Origin of the sequence: Paraburkholderia dinghuensis (assembly GCF_003837865.1) — a bacterium.
Lineage (GTDB): Bacteria > Pseudomonadota > Gammaproteobacteria > Burkholderiales > Burkholderiaceae > Paraburkholderia > Paraburkholderia dinghuensis.
Genome location: NZ_RQIS01000006.1, coordinates 134,433 through 156,435, shown reverse-complemented (window position 1 = coordinate 156,435; position 22,003 = coordinate 134,433). Strand labels below are relative to the sequence as shown.

The window sequence follows — 22,003 nt, the reverse complement described above, 5'->3', positions numbered from 1 at the left end:
CGTGGCCACTACAATATTTTAAACGCGCGTAAACGCGCGCTTTATGCGATCTGCTTCAAAAAAAGCAACTCGATGGAATTAAAAAACAATGGCAGATCACCATCCGAAATAAGACGTCACCCTGTGCAATTCGTACGCGCGAGCGCTATTCATTCGCTACACACTGGCACGAATAGTCAATAGGACTCTGGTCCGATTGCTCCCGCTGCACGTGACTGCAAATATGGGGCGATAGCCTTCCTGGCTGCCTCATTTTGCGCGGCGAAGGCCTGTGAACCACCGCTGACCCCGGCATGCCTGAGATGGCCTGCTCGTGGGACACCGCGCTGGTTGTCGTCGGCTGCGTCGTGTCGTAATCCGCACATCGGCTGGTTCGGCTGGGCAATGGGAGGAGTGGCCATGACTGGGTGGACTGAACGAATCTCCGGCGCAATCCGACTGCTATTGCTCGTGTTGTTGAGCGCGGTGTCATGTGCCGCGTTCGCGCAAGATCAGGCGCCGCCCGCACAAAACCAGGCGCAGCCCGCAGCCTACAAACCCGAGGAGATCGAGGCGCTCGTCGCGCCGATCGCGCTCTACCCCGACTCGGTGCTCGCGCAAGTCCTGATGGCTTCGACCTATCCGCTGGAGATCGTCCAGGCCGCGCGCTGGGTCAAGGAACACCCGAACGTCAAGGGCGATGACGCGATCAAGGCCGTGCAGGACCAGACGTGGGACACCAGCGTGAAATCTCTGGTTGCCTTCCCTCAGATTCTGGAGCCGATGAACGAAAAAATAGACTGGACGCAGAAACTCGGCGACGCCTTCCTTGCCCAGGAGAAAGACGTGCTGGCCGCTGTGCAGCGGCTGCGAGGCCGCGCACAGGAGGCCGGGAACCTGAAGTCGAATGAACAGCAGCAGGTGATCGTCGAGCAGCCCCCGCAACAAGGCGGCCAGACAGTCGTGCGCATCGAACCCACCAACCCCCAGGTGATTTACGTTCCAGCCTACAACCCAACTGTGGTTTACGGTGCCTGGAGCTACCCGGCCTATCCACCGACCTATTGGCCCCCGCCTCCTGCGTACTATCCTGGCGCCGCGCTGGCGACGGGCTTCGCATGGGGCGTCGGACTCGCAGCGGCGGGCGCGATATTCGGCAACTGCAACTGGGGCGGCGGCGATGTCAACATCAACGTGAACAAGGCCCGAAACGTCAATCGTAACTTCGACAGCACCAAAGTCCAGGGCGGCAAGTGGCAGCACGACCCCGGCCATCGCCAGGGTGTCTCGTATCGCGACAACGCCACACGCGACAAGTTTTCGCGTGACGTGCCAGGCCGCGATGCACGTAGCGACTTTCGTGGCCGCACGGGCGGCGCGGGTGGACCGGGAGGCGCAGGCGGCGTGGGCGGTGCAGGCAGACCAGGAGGCCCAGGCGGAGCCGGTGGTGTGGGCGGTGCAGGCAGACCGGGAGGCCCAGGCGGAGCTGGTGGCGTGGGCGGTGCAGGTAGACCGGGAGGTCCAGGCGGTGCTGGAGGCGTTGGCAACGCAGGCAGACCGGGAGGCCCAGGTGGAGCGGGAGGTGTCGGAAACGCGGGCAGACCCGGTGGTGTGGGTGGCGCCGGTGGTGCTGGTGGCCCCGGCGGAGTAGGCAACGCGGGCAGACCCGGTGGCGTGGGCGGAGCGGGAGGCGCAGGCGGCCCTGGCGGACGCGGTGGCTACGCTGGCGGGGGCCGCGACAGTGCTTTTCAGGGCGTCGGCGGTGGAGGTGCCTCGCAACGCGATGCCAGCCGTGGCAGTGCGAGCCTGCAGTCCTCGGGTTTCAATCGCGGCGGCGGCGGCGGTGGTGGCGGCATGCGCGCAGGCGGTGGCGGTGGCCGTGGTGGTGGTGGTGGCAGACGCTAGGGAGAACTTTCATGAAAGGACTATCGCGGCTTCGCCCTGCCATCAGCCTTGCGGTCACGGCGGCGTTGACGGTGGCGCTCACAATCGCTCCCGCGCAGTCGTTCGCCGCTACGGCACAGGCCTCGTTCGCCTCGCCCGAAGCGGCAATGAACGCGTTCGGTAACGCGGTCGCCGGCAACAACGAAGCGAAACTGAAGAAACTGTTTGGCGCCGACTTCCGGAAGCTTTTACCGCCAGTTGGCGCGCAAATCAGAGAGACGTTCCTCGCCCAGTGGCAGAAATCGCATGCGATCCAGGCCGCTGGCGAGAACCGCGCGCGTATCGCCGTTGGCGACGACGGCTGGACGTTCCCTATTCCGATCGTCAAGAACGCCGAAGGCTGGCATTTCGACATGGCGGCAGGCGCCAGGGAAATGCAGGTACGGCGCATCGGCCGCAACGAACTCGCGGTGATCCAGACGATGCTCGCGGTCTACGACGCGCAGCGTGAATACGCCTCGTCCTACCACGACGGTAGCGATATGTACGTCTATGCGCGCCGCCTTGCCAGTACGCCTGGAAAGCACGACGGACTTTACTGGCCTACGGGGGAGAACGAAGAACCGAGCCCGCTCGGTGAAGCGTTCGTCACCGCAGTCAAGCGCGGCGAATCGACCAACGGCTACTACGGCTACCACTACAAGTTGCTGACCGCGCAAGGACCGCACGCCCCGGGTGGCGCATACGACTACCTGGTCCGCGGCCAGTTGTTCGGCGGCTTCGCCGTCGTTGCATGGCCGGTCAAATATGGCGACACCGGCATCAAGAGCTTCATGGTGAGCCACGCAGGCCAGGTGTTTGAGCGCGACCTCGGGCCCGATGGCGCAGCCAAGGCCGAGGCGATGAAGTCATTCGATCCTGGTCCTGGCTGGGCGAAGGTGCAAGACACACAAGTCGCCCCGTAGTGGCGCGCACAGCATCGCCATCGCTTCAGGAGCGGGCCCGATCGGAATGACCCGCTTGCGGATCGCGGTCCGCTTTGCCGCGATAGTCGTCCACCGCGCTGCTCACGGTCGGATGAAACCGCTCGCCGCCGATCAACGGCATCAGTTCGAAACGCTTGAGCTTGTCGCGGACGGGGTCCTTCATCTCGGCGAAATGCAACGCGATGCCGCGGTCCTCCAGCACTCGAACAAGTTCACGCAGCATGTCGGCAGACGTGACGTCCACGCTGGTCACAGGTTCGGCGGCCACCACGATCCTGCGCACAGGCGTTGGAGATTCGTCGACCGCTTCCAGCAGGCGCTCCTGAAATAACTCCGCATTGGCGAAAAACAGCGGCGCGTCCCAGCGAAACAGCAGAAGCCCCGGAATCCTCGCAGCGTGCGGATAGCGCTCGATGTCGTGGTATCCGCGCAGATCTTCCACGCGGCCGAGAATGGCGTAATGAGGCCGCCAGCCATCCCACAAGAATTCGATGACCGCGAGGACCACCGCGATGCCAATGCCGGGAATCGCACCGAAGACCGCGACACCGGCGAAGCACACCATGGCAAGCCAGAATTCCCATTGCTGGATGCGATAAATCCGCTTGAGGTCGGTAATTTCGAACAGACCGATAGCGGCCGCGATGACCACGGCGGCGAGCGCGCTGTTGGGCAGGTATCGCATCAGATTCGGTGCGGCGAGCAACAGTACCGCCACGGCCAGCGCGCCCACGACGCCCGTCATCTGTGTCTGGGCGCCCGCCGCTTCCGCGACCGGCGTGCGCGACGAACTGCTGCTGATCGGGAACCCGTGAAAGAATCCTGCCGCGAGATTGGCCGCACCGAGGCCCACCATTTCCTGGTTGGGATCGACCCGCGTACGGAAACGGGCCGCGAAGGTGCGCGACAACACGCTGGTGTCCGCGAAAGATATCAGCGCGACGGCGCATCCGCCGAGGACGATCTTGACCAGATCGACGTCGCTTGCCCAGGGCACGGCAAAAGACGGCAGCCCCTGTGGAATCTTGCCGAGCACTTTGACACCGTGGGAATCGAGGTGAAACACGCTGACGCACAGGGTTGCGAGCACAACAGCTATCAGAATGCCCGGTACCTTTTCGAAGCGTTTGAGGAAGAGGATTAGCACAAGCGTTGCCACACCAACCGCCACGCTGTACCAGTTGGATTTCCCATCGGCGATAGCCGTGCCCAGATTCAGCAGGTCCCTCAGCGGACCTGCCTTTTCAATGGAAACGGCGAACAGCTTGGGCAACTGGCTGATCAGAACGGCGATGGCAATGCCATTCATGTAGCCATATCGAATGGGCTTCGAGAGCAATTCGGTCACGAAGCCGAGACGCAACAATCCCATCAGGATGCAGAACGCGCCGGAAACGACGGCCATCATGCTGGCGACCCCGATCGCGCGCGCGGGATCGCTGCCGGCAGTCGAAATGACGACGGCCAGAATCGGCGCCGCAAGGGCTGAGTCGGGTCCGAGGACAAGAATCCGGCTGGGTCCGAACACGGCATAGGCCAGCAGCGGAATGATAGTCGCGTAGAGGCCGTAGACACCGGGTACGCCGGACGCCTCGGCGTAGGCGATGCCCACTGGCACCAGCATGGTGGTCAAGACCAGCCCGGCCGCCACATCTTTCGATAACCAGCTTAAGCGGTACTCCCTCAACATGATGAGGCCTGGTAGCCAACGCAACCATCGGTGCATCGTGTTTGAGGGATGCCTGCCGTGGAGATCAGATTTGTCGGGTTGCATGAGCGGAATGAGTAGCGCCGGGAGAGACCCAGGCGGGCGACTGGATTGGGTGGATGTTAATGCCCAGAATAGATCAGGTTTCCGAAATAAGACAGCAGGTGATCTGCTCCGAACTTGTCGTTCTCGCAGTGGGCTGCTGCATGACCGGATCAGTGCATCCCTTTGCGAACCGCGACAACGGTCCCACTAAGGTGCTCAATGCGCCTGACCGGCGCGAATGGCCGCGGCGATATCCGTGCTGATCACGCCAAGCGCGCGCTCATGAGCCGCCACCAGCGCGCCATAGTCCTTTCCGTCAACCGGTTCGCGTGCCACGGTTTTCCCCACCACTGTGGTGCCACTGGCCGGTGGGCGCACGGCCCACTGCGCGTCGATCGTCACGGCGTCGCCAGGCACGCTGTCGATACTCATGATGTCCACTCGCACGCGCCACTCCGGCGGAGCGCCTGCGCCCAGATCGTACAACGACACACGCGCTGTGGTAAGGCGCTGCGCAAGGTCGGCGGCGATCACGCGGGCGATGTCCGTCTTCAGCGGCTCCGCCCAGCGCTCGTACTCGTTCAGCTCGATCCTGTTGTCGGCGGTGCGCGTGACGATCTGCGGACGGTCCACGACGTCGGGCACGGTAACGGGACTCACGACCACGGTCATCGTCGCGGGCACAGGCGGATCGGCACGCTGCGCATCGCCGTGCATGACGTAATACGTCGGCGAAGGCGAGCGGCAGCCCGCGATGGCGAAGAGCGCGATCAGGCAGACGGCGAGCACGGTTGCGCGGGTCATTGTTTCTCTCCTGGCTTGCCGCGCACCACCGCCTCCGGATGCCGCTCCAGATAGTCCGTGAGGTTGCGCACCGATGCGGCAGTACGGGCCAGTTCGCGCATGGCGTCGCTGGTGTTCTGCTGCAGTTGCGACTCGGGCTGCAAGGCGGAATTCGCCGAATCGAGCGCCGAGCGCGCCGACGACAGCGTGCCTTGCACCTCAGGCACGACGTCGGTGCCGAACCGCGAAATCACTTCGTTCGTATTCTGCAGCGTTTGTTGCGCCTGCGTGCCGATCTGCTGGAACGGAATGCCGTTGAGCTTCGCAAGAAGGCGTGTTAGCGACTCCTGCAGCGACTGGAGCGTGCGCGGGGCCGCCGGCAGTTCCGGCGGCGATTTCGACCAGTCGATCTTCGCCTTCGGAGCATCCGGGAAAATATCGAAAGCGACATACAGTTGCCCCGTGAGCACGTTGCCCGTGCGCAACTGGAACCGGAAGCCGCTGGCGACCAGGAAGTCGCCAAGCTCGTGCGGCGACGACGCAAGGCGTCCGCCCGCCTGCGGGCCGTTCTGAAAGCGCGACGTGAAGCGCTCCGGATACAGGTTGATCTCGACCGGAATGCTGAACTGACGCTTCACCGGATCGAAGCGCGTAAAGATGCGCGTCACCTCGCCGACCTGGACACCGCGGAAATCGACCGGCGCGCCGACGGTCAGTCCGCGCACCGAATCAACGAAGTTCACGACGTAGGTATCGACGATGCGGTCATGCACCCTCATCGCCTCCGCGCGCGTAGCGTACAGGTCGAACGGTGTTTTATCGACGACCTCGGGCATATTGCGGTCGGTCTCCGGCGTCTCGAATGCTATTCCGCCGATAAGCAGCGAAACGAACGATTGCGTATTGATCTGCACGCCCTCCGCGCTGAGCGACACGTCCAGCCCGCTCGCATGCCAGAAGCGCGTGTCGCTGCGTACGAAGCGATCGTATGGCGCGTTCACGAACACGTGCAATGTCACGCCCCGCCCGTTCGGATCCAGCTCGTACGAGTAAACCTGACCGACCTGCAAACGACGGAAGAACACCGGCGAACCGACGTCGAGCGACCCCATGTTCGCGCTCTTGAGCACGAATTCGCGGCCGGGTATGTCGCTCGGAAATACCGGCGGCACTTCGAGGCCGACGAAATCGTGGCGAGCCTTTGTCGAATTGCCCGCGTCCATGCCGACGTAGGAGCCCGAAAGCAGCGTGCCGAGGCCCGAAACCGTGCCGCCGGAAATCCGTGGGCGCACGACCCAGAAACGCGTGTTATCGACGAGCATGCTCGTCGCGTCCTTCACGAGTTCTCCGGTGGCGATCACGCGCTTGTGATCGGGTGACAGCGTGACCGACTTCACGATGCCGATGTCGACGTCCTTGAACTTGATCTTCGTCTTGCCGGCCTCCAGCCCTTCACCGGTGCGAAAACTGATCGTGACGGTCGGCCCCTCTTCGAGAATCGCCTTCACGGCGAGCCAGCCGCCGATCAGCAGCGCGACGATCGGCACCAGCCAGACAATCTGCATGCGCCAGCGCGAACCCGGGACCGGCTTCGCTTGCGGGAGATCGGGCAACGCGTCGTCAGGGCCGGGATCAGGCATATCAGGCATGCTCGACCTCCACAGGGTCCCAGATGAGGCGCGGGTCGAACGCCTCTGCGGCGAACATCGTCAGGACCACGACGGCCCCGAAGGCGATTGCCGCGGGCCCCGCCTTGATCATCGCGAGCGCATTGAACTGCACCAGTGCGACCAGCATCGTGACGACATAGATGTCGAGCATCGACCAGCGGCCAACCAGTTCGACCATCCGGTAAATTCGCGCGCGTTCGCTGGGCAGCCACGTCGAGGCGCGCTGTGCCGTCCACGCCAGATACGCAAGACTGAGAATCTTCAACATCGGCACCGCAATGCTCGCGATGAACACGACTACGGCGAGCGGCCATGAACCGGACACCCACAGGTACACCACGCCGCTCAGGATCGTGTCTTTTTGCGTCCCGAAGAGCGAGCTCGTGTCCATCACCGGCAGCACATTCGCCGGGATGTAAAGCACCACCGACGCCACGAGAAACGCCCACGTGCGCGACAGGCTCGCGGGCTTGCGCAGATGCAGCGCGGTCTCGCAGCGCGGACACGCTACCGCGTCTGCATGCGGCGGCATACGCACGAGGAGCTCGCAGCAAGGGCACAACGCAATGCCGCACGCGGCGCCCGTGAGACCGCGCGGCGGCGCTGCGAGACGTGCAGCGTGGGGTGTCGCCGAGGACGACACGGGCGCGATGCGATGCCAGAGGGCGGGCACGTCGAGCGCCGCGCCGGTGCCGGCGAGCACCACCATCAGCGCGCCAAAGGACCACAGCGCGACGCCCGTCACAACCGTTGCGATGTGCGCGAGCTTGACGAGCGCGACCAGCAGCCCGAGGATCAGCACTTCGGTCATTCCCCACGACCGCGCGATGCCCATCAGGCGAAAGACGATGCTCGCGCTCCACGGCTTGCGCCTGAACTCGAGCGGCACGAGCAGCCACAGCAACGCGACGATCTGGGTCGCCGGCATCAGGATCGTCGTGACGAACACCAGTCCGGCGATCGGCCACATGCCATCGCGGTACAGGACCTTGACCGAACCCCACAGCGTCGCCTCGACGATATTGCCGTTGACCGCAAGGCCCACGATCGGATAGATGTTGGAGATGACGAAGAGCACGAGCGCACCCGATGCGAGTGCCAGTGAACGTCGCCCGCTATCGGAATGATCGCGTTCGAGTTCGGCGCCGCAACGCACGCAGCGCAGTACGCCGCCATGCGGACAGGGCATGCGCCGTTGCAGCAGATCGCAGTCGTGACATAGAAGCAAGCCGGCATGCTTCATCTGGAATGCTCCCGTGCCGGCGGGCCGGCGTACGGCCCGGCATCGCGTCGTGCGCAGGTTCCGCCATCGGCCGCGTCGACATCGGCGACCCGTGCTTCGAATTCCGGCGCCCGGCGAGGGAAGGTTGCCCGCCTCTCCAGCAGAACGGCGCGCGGCAGTTGAGCGGAAGGCGATTTCATGGCGGCATACCGGCTCAAGCGTCAGGATCCCCGTCGAGCACGGAGCGTACGGCGTCGATGAGGTCCAGTTCGTCGAACGGCTTGCACAGGTACGCCAGCGCGCCCCCTGCACGCGCCTGCTCGCGCACGCGCGGTTCATCGTGAGCCGTGATGATGATGACCGGCAGACCGGAGCCTGAAAGGCGCTGTTGCACGTCGAGGCCGGTCAACCCGGGCATCTGGAAATCGAGGATCACGCACGCCGGCTCGTACGGAGGCGTCGTATGCAACGCCTTCAAAAAGGCCTCGCCGCTCGCGAAAGCAACGGCATCGATGCCTGCGGACTTCAATAAACGGCGGATCGCACGCCCAACGGATTCTTCGTCGTCCACGATCGCCACTGATTGCCTCGAAGCGCTCATTTGATCCACCAGGCCGAAAAGCCGGTCCGGGCATTGGTCGTTCCCGAGCCATCAACGCCTGGCGATCCACGGCTACAGGTATGGACGCTGCTGTGCCTGCGCGCACATTGCACGCAGGTACTCCACACGTGGTTACTTCGCGTGAGCTGGCTTGACAGATATGGCCAGCGCCTCCGTGAACACGGCCTCGACCTGATCGCCCGTCTTGACGTTCGCCAACTGCGCGGGATCCTCGACGAGCAGGTCAACCGTGTTACCCTCGGGCCCCTTGAGCGTAACTGTCTTCGTCTTCTCGTTGACGGCCACGACGTCCGCCACGATCCGTACCTCGCGCCCGATCGTCCCGCCCGGCTTCCCGCCCTTTGGCGCGCGCTCCATCGACGGCGTCTCCGAGACCGAAGCCGCTTCGCCTCCGCCCTTCTTGAGGCTCAACGTGAGGGCCTCGTGATAAGTTGCGGTGACCTTGTCGCCAACCCGGATCTGATCGAAATTGCGAGCCTCGTCACCGACCTGAATTTCAAACGTCTCGCCGTCTTCACGCTTGAGCCTGACGGTGCGCGTTGCCGGATCGACGCTCAGCACCTCCGCCGTCACCTTGTGCACGCCAGCGGCGGCGACCTTGCCCGGCGCTTTCGCCACAGTCGCGTTCGTCTGGGCCTGAGCCTGTGCGCATGCAAGCTGCGCGACGCCTACGATCACGGCGGCTGCGAGCAGTTTTAGCTTCGGCATTGATCTCTCCGTTTCAACAAGGGGGCGCGCGCGTCGGAACGCTACACGCCGCTACTCGCCATACGCGGCGACGCATGCCTCGATCGATACACGCCACCGCGTCGAATACACCGCACTCGCGTTTTACAGATCCAGCTTCGTGACCTTGGTGCCTGACAGCGAGGCGTCCGCCATCAACCCGGTGTTGGTCATCACGATCGCGCTCACCGGTGCCGTCGCAGTTCGCGTGTCGATCATGCCGTTTGCGCCTACTTTCACGATCGAAACCTGCACATCGCCGCCGACCGACCAGCCCGCCGAATTGCGGAAGTTCGCGAGCGCATCCTCCGTCATGAACAGGAAGATGATCGCAGTCGACTGCGCGCCCGCCTGGAATCCGAATGACGCCGCTGCGGTACTGTAATAGCCGACGGTCTGACCGCCAACGCGCAACGAACCTTGCCCATACGCGCCGCCGACGATGAACGCAGCCTTGACGACGGAAGGGAACACCAGCACGCCGCGCGCCTTGGAAACCAGCTCTTGCGAACCGGGCACCGTCGCGTACAACCTCGACATCACGCCGTCCACGGCGGCGTCGATTTCCTGGCGCTTCGACGCGCTCGTTTGTTCGCTCTGGCCACTGCTCGTTGTCGTGCTGCAACCCGAAATGGCCCAGCTCACCGCAGCGGGCAACACAGCAGCCCTAAGCACAAAAGTCCTTCGCTTCATTATCGTCCTCCGATTGGCTTCAAAGGCCACCCGCAACGTGTTCGCCGGTTACCGGATCGGCTGGTAACGCCGCCTATACGGTGATTGCATGATGTCAAATGAAAACTAAAGCTTCTATCGGACCTTGGTCCTAGTTATTGCCGATTACTGCCGCCCGGCGAACTGCACAGCACGAACTCGCCCGCCTCCGCGGCAAGCGCGGTGGAAACGACGCTTCGTCTGCGCCATCCGACGGCTCGATGGCACCCGCTTAGTTGACCGTGTAGCCACGCCCTTGCATGCATGCGGCGTAGGCACGATTGAAGGTGTCCATTGCGCCTTGCGTCTGGGCTTGAGCGTTGGCTTCCTGGTTGCGTCGATTCTGACGTGCACGGGCGCCGCCGACCATCGTCCCGGCTACCGCGCCGACTGCCGCGCCCTTGCCCGCATCGCCCCCGATTGCGCCGATGACCGCGCCGCCCGCCGCGCCACGCGCAGCACCGCCGACCCGCTCACCACCGCCGACAGCAGGACCGGAAGGCGGAGGCGCTGTCGACACCTGCGTCGGATCGATACCGGTATTGTTCTTTGCCCATGCGTAACACGAACCCTCATCCTTGTGCTGTTGCTGAGCGCTCTGGCCCTTCGCCGGGTAGACGATCGGCCCCGCGCTCACCAGGCTGGCAGGCAACAGTCCCGCGACAACCAGTACACGGATGTGGCGTTTCATCGACTTGCCCACAATGCCTCCTCGGCATAATGCCAGGTAGAACGAATCGTGATCTGACGGGTAAAGCGGCGCTCGCGGCATGGCCCGCCCGCGCGTACCCACGTGTCCCGCTGCGACGGTCTGCCGTGCGCGGCCCGCGAGACATCAGCCCGATCCCTAGCGTATGGCGGCCTCTCTGGGTGGAGCAATCGGACCAAAGTCGTACTTGTTGCGCACCACGACTGTGGAAAGCATTGACCCGAATGCATGCGCCTCGCGCTGTGCCCCTGGATTTTCTCCCGTAATTCCGGGCACAACCTCACATTGCGGTTGATGATCCGGTCGTGCGTCGGAAGTCGCGCGGCGAGCGCATGTTTTCAGTGCGCGGTGTGGGTGCCGTTTGTTGTAGTGTGTTAATGCGATGGCGAGATTGCGAACGTCAGGTGCCGGCATAAAAGCGACGCATTTACCCTTCACTATCTTCATGAAGCTTTCGGCCACTGTATTGCGCTGCGGGGTGCATACGGGCGCCGTGGGCGGCTTCGGGTCGATGACACGCTATCCCGCGAAATCTGCAGACCCGGCTTCAACCCGCAACCTGGCTCGTTAAAGAAATTGCGCCGCCGGAAAATGCTATTCGTTGGTATCTTAACGATCGCTACCGCACTGGATCACGATGTGCCGCGATCCTGAATGCGGCAAAACCTGGAGGCGTGAGCAACGATGCCCAGACGTAATCCAGTACTGCAGCGCGTCCAGAAACCGCCGATGACCCGGGCGAAGCGGCGCCTGCTGGTCATTGGCGTAATCGTTCTGGTCGCCGCTTCTGGCTGGGGGATGGGGCTCGTGGTCGAACCCGCGTTCCAGCGCACCATCGTCATGACGAGCGGCGCGGACAACGGCATCTATCGCGGATTTGCGGATCGCTATGCGCCGATCCTGAAGCGCGCGGGCATTAAACTCGATATCCGCAGTTCTTCCGGCTCGGTGGAAAATTATGAGCGGCTGAGCGACCCGAACAGCGTCTACCAGGTCGGTTTCATCCAGTCGGGCACCACCCGTCCGAAAGAGACCGACAATCTGCAGTTAATTGCTGCCGTGTCGTATGAACCGATCTGGGTGTTCTATCGCGGCGACACGACGGTCGACCGGCTATCGCAACTACGCGGCAAGAAGATTTCGATTGGCGTGCCCGGCAGTGGCCTGCTGAACGTCGCGCAGGATTTGCTCGGCCATAGCGGCATCACGAGCGAGAACGCCACACTGCTGCAAATGGATGCCCCTACGGCCTATCAAGGGCTCGAAAGCGGCCAGATCGACGCCGCTTTTTTCATCGGCAGACCCGACGCCAGCATGCAGAAGACGCTGCTGAACAGCAATCTGAAGCTGATGAGTTTCGCGCAGGCCGATGCGCTGACCCAGAAAATCCCGTCGCTCGTAAAAATCGTTTTGCCGCGCGCCTCGACGAATGTCGCTGAAGATCTGCCGCGCGCCGACGTCACGTTGCTGGCGGCAACGGCGCTGCTCGTATCGAAAGACACGATGCACCCGGCGCTCGTCTACCTGCTGCTCGAGGCGGCCCGCTCCGTCCACAGTGGCGAAGATTACTTCACACCGTTCGGCACGTTTCCGAACCTGAACTCGCAAGAATTCCCGATCGCCGACGAAAGCATTCGCTACTTCAAATCCGGCCAGCCGTTCCTGTACCGCAATCTGCCGTTCTGGCTCGCTAGTCTTATCGAACGACGGCTGTTGATCCTCGTGCCGTTCGCGGCGCTTCTGATCGGATTGATCCAGGCGTTGCCGCGCCTGCTCGAAGCGCGGATGAAAAGGCGCCTCGTGGTCTGGTATCGCGAGATCAAGGCACTGGAAGATGAAGTGTGGAGCAGCAGCGATCCGACCCGCTCACAGATTGCGCAATGGCGCGACGAGATCGAAAACATCGACGCCAACGCGAGCCAGATTCGGATCCCGTATAAATATTTTGAGGACGTGTATGCCCTCAAGCAGGCAATCGGTGTCGTGCGGGACCGGATTGCGCTTGTCGCGCAGAGAGTCAAGGGATAGCGGCACGCGCCGCCGTTGTCGTCGAGATAGAACACCCACACCCTGTTGAACCGGTCACCCGACTACCATGCGGTCGTTTGACAGAGAAAAAATTCCATAACACGACTTGAATGAAGCGGAATATGGAAGAAATATCTCCGTGCCGAGGCATATACTTTTCCGCTTGACGAGCAAAAGTATGGCAATGGACGCGCAAGTACTGATTCAGTGGTTAAAAAAAGAGGTGTCGCCGGCACTGGGGTGTACCGAACCGGTAGCCATCGCATTCGCGGCAGCTGCAGCGGCACAACATCTGAGCGAACCCGTTACGGCGATCACGGGCCACGTGTCCCGGAACCTTTACAAGAACGCGATGGGTGTCACCCTCCCCGGCACCCATTCGTGCGGCGTGGAGCTGGCGGCCGCAGTGGGCGCAATCGGCGGAGATCCGCTCGCGGGCCTGGAAGTGTTCCGCAGCATCGAGCCTCAGCACGTCGCCGACGCCCGCATGATGGTGAACGAAGGCCGCGTCACTATCGAGCAGAAGGAAACACCCGAATTCCTCCATGTCGATCTCACGCTGAAAGGCGGAAACGATCAGTGCAGGGTTGTTGTGAGTGGCGGACACACCCAAATCACGTACCTGTGTGTCAACGATCGCGTCGAGATCGATCGCCCCGCACGACCCTCGCACAGCAATGACAACCGGCTGCCCGACTTTACCCTGCGGGACGCTTTTGAGTTTGCGGATTCAGTCGACTTCGAAGACATCGCATTCATGCTCGAGGCCGCGAAAATCAACAGTGCACTCTCCGCCGAAGGACGGCGCGTGCGCTATGGCCTCAACGTAGGCGGAACGCTGCAAGACGCCATCTCGCAGGGTCTGATGCAGGACGATCTGCTCAACCGGATCGTGATCAATACGACCAGTGCGTCGGATGCCCGCATGGGCGGCGCTACGCTTCCCGCGATGACGAACTTTGGTTCGGGCAATCAGGGCATTGCCGCGACGATGCCGGTCGTCACCGTCGCGCAGCACCTCCAGGTTGACGACGAGGCGCTGGCGCGCTCACTCGCGCTCTCACACCTCGTGGCGATCTCCATTCATGCCCGCTATACCCGCCTGTCGGCACTTTGCGCCGTGACTACGGCCGCCATGGGCGCCGCGGCGGGGATGAGCTGGTTGTTCGCGAGGGATTTCGGGGTGCTGGAACGCGCGGTGTCGAACATGGTCGGCGATATCAGCGGGATCATTTGCGATGGCGCATCCAACACCTGTGCAATGAAGGTTTCGACAGCCACCACCAGCGCCTTCCGGTCCGTTCTGCTCGCCAGACAACGCATCCGTGCAGGATCGGGTGATGGAATTGTCTGCGAGGACGTTGAGGACACAATCAATAACTTGTGCCAACTGGTGACCCAGCCGATGAAGCATACCGATGTCGCCATCATCGACATGATGTGGCAAAAGCCGTTGCGCGTGTCCGGTGGCGAAGCGAGGCGGACGTCGACGAAGGAACGCGACGTGAACGACGCAGAAGTCGTGGCTTGAGCGGTTACCTGACGCCAGATGAGTTCGCGCGGGCGTGGGAGCGCCCGCGCGGCATAGCTTTACAGCGGCTGCGCGTGGCCCAGGTTGGGCTGCGCGCCGTAGCGCCTTAAAGGACGTTTGTCTCGCGTTCAGCGTGACCGAGCCGATTTCACGCTTCCCTTGCTGCCACGCCTGATTGCTGCCCGCGGCTCAGTCGCGCGGAGAAAACTCCGCACAACTGTCGCCGGGAGCGGTCAGCCGGTCATGCAGCCGGCACAACCGGCTTTCGGCCGCGCTGGCGCCATAACCCGAACTGAACACGACGAGCCCGGGTATCCGACGCTCGAGCGTGCCGCGCTCATTGTCGCGATGGCGACAGCGTGCGCATGCCGCCTGGTCGCACGGTTGAGGAACGGGCGTTGCTGCCAGCGTCCGCAGCCGTGTTAGCAAGCCGATGCCAGGCATCACGTTCCCTGTCCAAGGCTATTCCAGTAAGGTGCGAACACGTGCGCCGAGAGCACGTAGCCGATCGCGATGTTCACGGCCACACCCACGGTGAACGCTAGAAACGGCTTTACGCCAGTCGCGGAAAGCGAACGCAGCCGTGTCGTCAGCCCGATGCTCAAGAAGCACAGCGTGAACGCCCAAACGCGCAACGCCGTAATCGGCGCGACGAACTCGGGTGTAACGATCTTGCGGTAGTCGGCGAGCGAATAGTGGCTGGCGATCCACGTGACCAACGCCGATGCGATCAGAAAGCCGATCACGAACTTCGGAAAGCGTGCCCAGATTTCGCGTGCGTCAGCCTTCGACTTCACGCCGTCGCTGGTGCGATCCCAGCGAGTAGTTGCGATCACCGCGAGCACGAATGCCCAGATGCCAATCCAGATGTCACGTCCCACCACTTTCATCAACGTGAACGCCTGCACCGATGCATCCGGTGCACCGGCGATTGCGCCGGCGGCCTGTTTCGCAAGATCGCCATAAGCCTGCGCGGCGGCGATGCCTGCAGCGTCCGCGAACTCCGACGTGCCGATCCACGCGCCGGCAACCCCTGTCGAAAGCCCGAGCTCGCGAGCCGCAAACGGCAACACGAAGAGCGTCACGATGGCCCACACCACGACGAGCGTAATGGCGACGGACGCCTGCTCGCGTTTCGCGCGAACCGCACCAGCCACCGCGATCGCCGCCGATACGCCGCACACCGCGCCGCCGACACCGAGCACCGCGGCAAAGCGCGGATCGAGCGGGAATGCACGCGCGGTGAAAAAGATCACGGAAAACGTCACGAGCGATACGATGCCCGCCTGCGCGACCGCAACGGGCCCGGCCCATGCGATCAGCGTAAACGGCAGCGTCGCGCCGAGCAGCACGATCCCCACCTTCACGTAGAACTCAACGCGCAGTCCTGCCGCGAACCACTCGGGCAGGCGAAACACGTTCGAAATCACGAGCCCGACCGCGAGCGCGACGAGCGGCGGTTCGAGGTTGTACTTTGCCGCGCCGGTCCACGCGCCGAGCGTGAAAATCACGCCGGACGCGACGAAGAGGATGAAAAACGCGGGCAAGAAGTGGGCGATCCGCTGGCGCAGCGCGACGATGCTGATGCTGAACAGCCCCGCAAGCACGACGAATAGCGCGGCATAGTTCGGCAGATGATGCGAGAAGTCGGCGCCGGTCTGCGCGAGCGACGACCATTTCGCGGGTGCCACCGCGAGCCATTTGATGCTGTGACCGCTACTAAACAGGCCCCACGCAACGACGATTACCGCGAGGCCGATCCACACGGCCCACCAGTCTTCATTGGAAAAGAGCCCGCCGCGCTCGGCGCGCTGCGACGGGGCTTCAGCCGGCGTCGCGTCGGCCGGCAAGGTTTGATGGGTAGTCATAGGCTAGCGTGCAAAGTTAAGGAGTCCCGACGCTCCATGTCATCGCAATGGCGAGCTGATTTATGGTTAAAGTCCACGCCGGTGCGGCGAAGTATAGGTATGGCCTAATGCAAAACGAAACGATCTTTCGCTCTATCGATATGACCGCAAGGTATTAGCGCCAGATCCATGTAAGCGGATGCCTGAGAGCAATCCGCATGTCGGGCCACAGCAGGTCGCCATCGCTAGTAAGTGTGGGCCGGACCATGCCCCGTGGCTCACGGTTCCGCGCAGGCACGCAGACAATCGAGCGCCAGCGTCACCGCATTCCGGCTCACGGCGTCGGCGCGCCAGTACATCGACACCGCTCCGGCTCCGCCGAACGGCATCGGCAGCACGCGCGAGCAGTTCTACGATTCGCTCCAATGGCTGTACGGATGGCGTGCCGAGGATTGCCTGAAGGGCGCGCTCTGATGCTGTGACACGGGTGGCGCTGTCCGGATCGGCAAGCCGTTCCGCCGCGCTGCAGGGGCGCTTCCCGCGCCAGGTTGCGTCCCCTGACCGGCTCTGGATTCGGTGGCACGCCCACACACACGGCGGACTGTTGCCGGTCGCGTCAGCCCCGTCGGCCGGTTTATTCGCCTCTCCGCTCCGATGTTACCGATCGCTGCAAAAATTCGCGGGTTTCGGCAGGATCTCGTTGCCATTGTTAAGGCAGCGACAACAGTGAATTCGCAAATTAGGTATTTACCCTAGTATCTCGGCCTCCTACACTGCTGTCAGTGCTGCAGACATATCAGCTCTCAGCCGACAAAATAAATCTGGAGGTAATAGTCATGAAATCGCTCGTTCAAGCTGTCGTTATCGCTGCCACCCTTGCTGCTCCTGTCGCTGTGTTCGCTCAATCGGCCCAGCCGGTGACCCGCGCGCAAGTCCGTGAAGAGCTGGTTCAGATCGAAAAGGCCGGTTACAACCCGTCGCATGCGAACCCCAACGACTACCCGGCGAACATTCAGGCCGCTGAAGCCCGTGTTGCCGCGCAAAACGCCGCCGTGGGCGGTGTGACCAGCGGCACGTCGGAGCAGGGCCACGCTGTTAAGTAAGCTGTCCGGCTGAAAAGCCGCAGTTTCCGCCAGGGGCTTCGTTCCTGGCGTTTCGATGGTTTCCCCTGCTGGCTCGCCATCGCGGCTTATCGCGACGGCGAGCCGGTTTCGTTTGCGGCCACCGCAGCCGTGTCGAGTGTGCTTTGCACAGTGCGCGCGCGGGCATCCCGACCACCACTGGCGTCCGTTGAGTCTCGCGGATAAGCAGGTCGATTCATCTGAACTTCAGGCGGACTCGCCCCGCCATCTGCACAGTCATCCCGGGCAACCGGCGTGAAAACGACACGCGCCATGCCGCCATTCAACTTCCCCATTCCATGCCTGCGCGTCTGCGTGATCGCGCTGAAGCCGTGCAATCGGGCGCTCCAGACGGGTATCGCCAGGTCACGACCGCAGCCAATACACCGTCTCCGCGAGGCCGACGCCCTGACTGGCCGCGAACGTTATTGTTCTCCCAGCGAAAACAGTGAGTTCGGAAATTAGGTATTTACCCTAGTATCGCGCGCTCCTACACTACCGTCAGTGCTGCAGACAAACCAGTTCTCAGCCGACAAAAACAAACCTGGAGGTAATAGTCATGAAATCGCTCGTTCAAGCCGTCGTTATCGCCGCCACCCTTGCTGCTCCTGTTGCTGTGTTCGCGCAATCGAACCAGCCGCTGACCCGCGCGCAAGTTCGTGAACAGCTGGTTCAGGTCGAAAAGGCCGGCTACAACCCGGCGCGTTCGAACCCGAACGAATACCCGTTGAACATTCAGGCTGCTGAAGCCCGTGTCGCCGCGCAAAACGCCGCCGTGGGCGGCGTGACCAGCGGCACGTCGGAGCAAGGCCACGCTGCACAGTAAGCGGTCCGGCTAAAAAGCCGAGGATTGTCGCCGGAGTGTTTTGTCGGTCGTGATCCGGTGGTTTCCCCTACTGGCTCGCCATTGCGGTTTGTCGCGGTGGCGAGCCGGTTTCGTTTACCCGAGCTACATCGGGGAACCACCAAAATTTCCGCACGCTGGCGGAAAGTGCCGGCACGCTACTGCATTTTCCTTAAACCCCGGCGTATCCCGCGCAAGCTGTAATAGTTTCGTTGCGGGTGTGGTATTGGAACTGTATGGTGAAGGGCGTGGGGCTCTCGTGCGTCCCGCGTGACGTCCATAAGGAATCCATATGATATCCACGACAACCAGTTCCAGCGTGTCCGATATACGCACCGATGTGCTGATTGTAGGCGCCGGTCCCGTGGGCCTGTTCGCGGCGTTCGAGGCAGGCGTGATCGGGCTCTCGTGTCAGATCGTGGATGGCATCGAGAGGCCCGGCGGGCAGTGCATCGAGTTGTACCCCGACAAGCCAATCTACGATATTCCGGCTATTCCATCGTGCACAGCGCGCGATCTTGTCGATCGTCTCATTGAACAATGTCGACCGTTCGAACCCGCCATGCATCTCGGTCAGCGTATCGAGACGCTGGAACAACTGGAGGGTGGCCGCTGGCTTGCGCGCACCGACAAGGGTGTCACCTTCGATGCCGCCGCTATTCTGATCGCAGCGGGCAATGGTGCATTTGTGCCGCAGCGGCTCACACTGGATGAGGCGGCAACGCTCGAAGGCCAATATGTCCATTACAGCGTCTCCGACGCCGACATCTTTGCCGGCAAGAACGTCGTGATCGCGGGCGGCGGTGACTCGGCGCTCGACTGGGCGCTCGCGCTGCTACCGATCGCGCGGCGCGTCACCCTCGTCCATCGGCGCAACGGCTTCAGCGCGACCGATTCGAGCGTGGCCCGCGTTCATCAGGCCGTCGCCGCAGGGAAGATGGATTTCGTGATCGGCACGATTGCCGGGTTGCACGCGTCGGAAGGGCCGCTCGAATCGATTGAGGTTCGCCAGATGGACGGTTCGGTGCGCATCGACGCCGATCAGATGCTCGTGCTGTTCGGACTGGTCGCAGCGCTTGGTCCGATTGCGAACTGGGGTATCGCCGGTCCGGCGGGGCGGATTTCCGTCGATACGTCTTACTATGAAAGTTCACGACCCGGCATTTTTGCTGCTGGCGACATCGCCGCCTATCCAAACAAGCAGAAGCTGATTCTGTCTGGATTTCATGAAGCCTCGCTGGCGCTGCGCAAGGCCTATACCTACGCCTATCCGGACAAAAAGCGTGTGCACGTCCATTCGAGCTACGACACCAAGCTGGCCGAGCGAGTAGCGGCGGTTCACGCGTAGTGGCCACGAGCACCCTGCCCGGTTAGCTCGTACGGCCTTTCTCGGGCGCGACGTTCAAGTCACTGGCATCGCGCCGCGGCTTTGTTCTGCGGGAATCGGCGGGCTGACCCGTGGCTCGCGCAATCGCACAACGGGACCCTGGAAAGCACCCTGGCGCGGTTTCCGCAATATCAGCGTGCCGTGCTATCCGGTCGTCTGGCCCATTCGCGAAGATCGTCGACCATCGGTACGGCGGCCAGCACGACAAGGATGCCGGCCAGCAGAATCGTTGCAGCGTAGCCGACGTGCTTGAAGCCAAGCGCGCCTGCAAAGGCGCCAGAAAGAAACATCGTGAGCATCGTGCCGAGCACGCGCAGCTTCTGCCGGTCCGCGTACACATCGGACTCGCCAGAGCGGGCGCTACTCGAATTCCAGTAGAACAGCTTGCCGAGTTCAATGCCGATGTCGGTGACGATGCCAGTCATGTGAGTCGTGCGGATTTCGGCATTCGACAGCTTCGTGATGATCGCGTTTTGCAGCCCCATGATGAAGCACAGCAGAACCACGGTGAAGGGCACGAAGAATGCCTGCCACAGCGCGAGATGGCCGCCGAGCAGACCGAAGCACAGTAGCAGGACAGCTTCGAGCAGCAATGGCAAGGCGTACCGGCCGTTCAGCTGCCTACGCCGTCCCCAGTTGATGAGCACGGCGGAACAGGCCGCACCGAGCACGAACGATGAGAGCGACGCGATGCCCGCAAACGCCAAGGCGAGATTGCCGAGCGCTGCCTCGTCGGCAATGGCGGACACGATGCCGCTCATGTGCGACGTATATTGTTTGACGGCGAGAAAGCCCCCCGCATTCGCGGCGCCTGCAACAAACGCGAGCGAAAAGCCGAGATGCCGATTGGAGCTGTGGTTGCGATCCTTGCCCGCGAGATTACGAAAGTAAGTGACTGGCATGGTGTATCTATCGCAGCTCGCTCAGTGTTCTGCCCTTTCAGCAAACCCCGGCAAACGATGGTCTGATGCGCGCCTGCGGGTCATGATTGGGGCATTTCATGGGGCCGCATGAATCGCGGCCGGAATCGGATTCCATCTTTCAGTGTTGGAATATACCGCATTTCGTCGCGCGTTTTCGTCGCGCATTTTCGTCAAATAAACGGGAATTCGCAGGCTAAATGCGGTCTACCCCCGCTGGGCCGACCTCGTGCGGCCGAGGCCCGTGTCCACGCAGCGGCTTAAGCGCTCTGTCGCGGCACGACCGTGAACTCGACCTTGGTGGCCTTCGCGTGCGACTGCGTCTGTGGGGCGGACGCATCCGGCGCGGCCACACCGAGCGCGGCCAGCAAAGCGTCACCGGCACGCAGGCCGATGCCGTAGGCATCCACGGAGACCGTTGTGATCGTCGGATGGCAGCACGCGGCAACCTCGAAGTCACCGAATCCCGCGACCGCAATATCGTCAGGCACCGACAAACCGCGTCGATGACATTCCATGATTGCGCCGAAGGCCGACATGTCGCTCACGCACATCACCGCGTCCGTGTCGGGCCATGCTTCGAGCAACGCAGCGAGCGCTGGCGCGCCATGGCTCATCGTGATGGGGGATTCACCGAGCCGGATGACCCGCGGCTCGCCAAGACCGAGCGCCTTGATCTGGGCCACATAGCCCCGCATCCGTTCGAGACCGCGCCGGTCGAGTTCGCTCGCGCCGCCGAGATAGCCGATCCGTTGATAACCCTTCTCGTGCAGATAGCGCACCATGGCGCGCGCGGCCCTCGAATTGGAAAAGCCCACGCTCATGTCGATCGGATCGCCCGGCAGATCCCACATTTCCACGACCGGGATGCCCGCGCGCTGCAGCAGTGTGCGGGTCGCATCGGTGTGATGCCTTCCGGTGAGCGCTACGCATCGCGGTTGATAGCGCAACATCGAGCGGACGAGCTGCTCCTCTTCTTCGAGCCGGTAATCGGTGTCGCCAAGCAGAAGTTGCAGGCCGTGAGGCGCAAGCGCCGCGCTGAGCCCGCGCACGGTATCGGAAAAGTTGGAGCTGGAAAGCGACGGCACCAGCACGGCGACGAAATCGGAGCGCCCCGACGACAAGGCGCCCGCTGCTGCGTCGGCCACGTAGCCGAGCTCGTCGATGATTTTCTGTACCCGCTCGCGCGTGGCCTGCGATACGTTGCCCCCCGCCAGGACGCGGGAAACAGTCATCTTCGATACCCCGGCGAGCCGGGCAACATCCGACATGCGGGGCGG

General features: G+C 62.7%; 19 protein-coding genes and 1 pseudogene. 8 read left to right on the top strand and 12 right to left on the bottom strand.

Going from position 1 to position 22,003, the window contains the following annotated elements; genetic code table 11:
- Positions 1-399 precede the first annotated feature (399 nt).
- Together D1Y85_RS10130 and D1Y85_RS10125 are read left to right on the top strand one after the other, a co-directional pair.
- Positions 400-1,884, top strand: coding sequence for a DUF3300 domain-containing protein (locus D1Y85_RS10130; protein ID WP_124150915.1), 1,485 nt, complete (start codon positions 400-402; stop codon positions 1,882-1,884).
- An 11-nt stretch (positions 1,885-1,895) separates the two neighbouring features.
- On the top strand, positions 1,896-2,828 hold the full coding sequence (locus D1Y85_RS10125; protein ID WP_124150914.1) for a DUF2950 domain-containing protein: 933 nt from the start codon (positions 1,896-1,898) through the stop codon (positions 2,826-2,828).
- A 25-nt stretch (positions 2,829-2,853) separates the two neighbouring features.
- On the opposite strand, the gene D1Y85_RS10120 is transcribed toward D1Y85_RS10125, so the two are convergent.
- The 9 genes and pseudogenes from D1Y85_RS10120 to D1Y85_RS27515 all read right to left on the bottom strand — a co-directional run.
- Entirely contained in the window at positions 2,854-4,539 is a 1,686-nt protein-coding gene (locus tag D1Y85_RS10120) for a SulP family inorganic anion transporter (RefSeq protein WP_185218946.1), read from the bottom strand.
- A gap of 279 nt (positions 4,540-4,818) precedes the next feature.
- Positions 4,819-5,406 carry a PqiC family protein gene (locus D1Y85_RS10115; protein ID WP_124150912.1) on the bottom strand — a complete coding sequence of 196 codons (588 nt, stop codon included), beginning with the start codon at positions 5,404-5,406 and terminating at the stop codon, positions 4,819-4,821.
- Positions 5,403-7,025, bottom strand: a complete 1,623-nt coding sequence (locus D1Y85_RS10110) for a PqiB family protein (protein WP_124151051.1) — start codon at positions 7,023-7,025, stop codon at positions 5,403-5,405. The genes D1Y85_RS10115 and D1Y85_RS10110 overlap by 4 nt, the downstream gene beginning before the upstream one ends.
- A gap of 1 nt (position 7,026) precedes the next feature.
- Positions 7,027-8,298: a paraquat-inducible protein A gene (locus tag D1Y85_RS10105; RefSeq protein ID WP_124150911.1), complete on the bottom strand. Its 1,272-nt coding sequence runs from the start codon at positions 8,296-8,298 to the stop codon at positions 7,027-7,029.
- Between the two features lie 193 nt (positions 8,299-8,491).
- Positions 8,492-8,878, bottom strand: a complete 387-nt coding sequence (locus D1Y85_RS10100) for a response regulator transcription factor (protein ID WP_124150910.1) — start codon at positions 8,876-8,878, stop codon at positions 8,492-8,494.
- A gap of 132 nt (positions 8,879-9,010) precedes the next feature.
- The gene (locus tag D1Y85_RS10095; RefSeq protein WP_124150909.1) at positions 9,011-9,607 is read right to left on the bottom strand and encodes a hypothetical protein; all 597 of its coding nucleotides are present in this window, start codon (positions 9,605-9,607) and stop codon (positions 9,011-9,013) included.
- A gap of 123 nt (positions 9,608-9,730) precedes the next feature.
- Entirely contained in the window at positions 9,731-10,318 is a 588-nt protein-coding gene (locus tag D1Y85_RS10090; protein WP_124150908.1) for a BPSL1445 family SYLF domain-containing lipoprotein, read from the bottom strand.
- 250 nt (positions 10,319-10,568) lie between these two features.
- A complete protein-coding gene (locus tag D1Y85_RS10085; protein ID WP_124150907.1) occupies positions 10,569-11,027 on the bottom strand; it encodes a glycine zipper domain-containing protein in 459 nt (152 codons plus the stop codon).
- A 298-nt stretch (positions 11,028-11,325) separates the two neighbouring features.
- Positions 11,326-11,549: pseudogene (locus D1Y85_RS27515) on the bottom strand (integrase core domain-containing protein); the annotation flags it as partial.
- A gap of 225 nt (positions 11,550-11,774) precedes the next feature.
- Between D1Y85_RS27515 and D1Y85_RS10075 the strand changes: the two are divergent.
- The gene (locus tag D1Y85_RS10075; RefSeq protein WP_124150905.1) at positions 11,775-13,073 is read left to right on the top strand and encodes a TAXI family TRAP transporter solute-binding subunit; all 1,299 of its coding nucleotides are present in this window, start codon (positions 11,775-11,777) and stop codon (positions 13,071-13,073) included.
- 178 nt (positions 13,074-13,251) lie between these two features.
- Positions 13,252-14,604, top strand: a complete 1,353-nt coding sequence (locus D1Y85_RS10070) for an L-cysteine desulfidase family protein (RefSeq protein ID WP_124150904.1) — start codon at positions 13,252-13,254, stop codon at positions 14,602-14,604.
- Positions 14,605-15,047: 443 nt separating this feature from the next.
- On the opposite strand, the gene D1Y85_RS10060 is transcribed toward D1Y85_RS10070, so the two are convergent.
- On the bottom strand, positions 15,048-16,472 hold the full coding sequence (locus D1Y85_RS10060) for a YeiH family protein (protein ID WP_124150903.1): 1,425 nt from the start codon (positions 16,470-16,472) through the stop codon (positions 15,048-15,050).
- A 252-nt stretch (positions 16,473-16,724) separates the two neighbouring features.
- Here D1Y85_RS10060 and D1Y85_RS10055 point away from each other — a divergent pair, with 252 nt between their 5' ends.
- From D1Y85_RS10055 to D1Y85_RS10040, 4 genes are all read left to right on the top strand, one after another.
- The gene (locus tag D1Y85_RS10055; protein WP_124150902.1) at positions 16,725-16,925 is read left to right on the top strand and encodes a hypothetical protein; all 201 of its coding nucleotides are present in this window, start codon (positions 16,725-16,727) and stop codon (positions 16,923-16,925) included.
- Positions 16,926-17,287: 362 nt separating this feature from the next.
- Entirely contained in the window at positions 17,288-17,554 is a 267-nt protein-coding gene (locus tag D1Y85_RS10050) for a DUF4148 domain-containing protein (RefSeq protein ID WP_124150901.1), read from the top strand.
- 577 nt (positions 17,555-18,131) lie between these two features.
- Complete coding sequence (locus tag D1Y85_RS10045) at positions 18,132-18,398, top strand: DUF4148 domain-containing protein (RefSeq protein ID WP_124150900.1); 267 nt, start codon at positions 18,132-18,134, stop codon at positions 18,396-18,398.
- A gap of 310 nt (positions 18,399-18,708) precedes the next feature.
- On the top strand, positions 18,709-19,764 hold the full coding sequence (locus D1Y85_RS10040) for an NAD(P)/FAD-dependent oxidoreductase (RefSeq protein ID WP_124150899.1): 1,056 nt from the start codon (positions 18,709-18,711) through the stop codon (positions 19,762-19,764).
- 170 nt (positions 19,765-19,934) lie between these two features.
- Here the strand turns inward: D1Y85_RS10040 and D1Y85_RS10035 are convergent, their stop codons facing one another.
- On the bottom strand, positions 19,935-20,705 hold the full coding sequence (locus D1Y85_RS10035) for a YoaK family protein (RefSeq protein ID WP_124150898.1): 771 nt from the start codon (positions 20,703-20,705) through the stop codon (positions 19,935-19,937).
- Between the two features lie 278 nt (positions 20,706-20,983).
- Positions 20,984-21,994, bottom strand: a complete 1,011-nt coding sequence (locus tag D1Y85_RS10030; RefSeq protein ID WP_124151049.1) for a LacI family DNA-binding transcriptional regulator — start codon at positions 21,992-21,994, stop codon at positions 20,984-20,986.
- Positions 21,995-22,003: the final 9 nt, after the last annotated feature.